This window comes from Paenibacillus oleatilyticus, from assembly GCF_018998565.1.
GTDB lineage: Bacteria > Bacillota > Bacilli > Paenibacillales > NBRC-103111 > Paenibacillus_G > Paenibacillus_G oleatilyticus.
The window spans coordinates 1-575 of sequence record NZ_JAHNZO010000086.1 but is presented as its reverse complement, the minus strand read 5'-3'; the positions used below and the strand labels follow the sequence as shown (position 1 = coordinate 575).

The window sequence follows — 575 nt, the reverse complement described above, 5'->3', positions numbered from 1 at the left end:
GTCTACAGCGAGGACGATACGAATCCGGAGCTCGTTAACGATGCCGAGAATGCGGCGTATGTGATTTATACTTCGGGAACGACAGGTAGACCGAAGGGGGTCGTGGTGGAACACCGTTCGGTCATTAACCGCTTGTTGTGGATGCAGAAAAATTATCCGATTGATGCGGCGGATACGATTATGCAGAAGACGGCAATCACCTTCGACGTATCGGTATGGGAGCTGTTCTGGTGGGCATTCGTCGGTTCGAAAGTATGCCTGCTTTCGGTAGGCGGGGAAAAGAACCCTGCGGTTATTCTGGAAACGATAGCACGGCAGAGGATCACGACGATGCATTTCGTACCGTCGATGCTGCATGCGTTTCTGGAATACGTGGAGCAATTGCCGGCCGCTGAGCTGGAGAGCAAGCTGACTTCGTTAAGGTACGTATTCGCGAGCGGGGAAGCGCTGACCGCATCGCAGGTAGCGCGTTTCCACCGCTACATTGCGCCAGTGAATGGAGCGCGAATCATTAACCTGTACGGCCCGACGGAAGCGACGGTCGACGTATCGTACTTTAATTGCGAAGAAGGGCA

The 575-nt window shown here is 53.9% G+C and carries 1 protein-coding gene; it reads left to right on the top strand.

Translation table 11 applies throughout. From position 1 onward, the window contains the following. On the top strand, positions 1-575 hold a 575-nt coding region (locus KQX66_RS36405; RefSeq protein WP_216798390.1), incomplete at both ends, for an AMP-binding protein.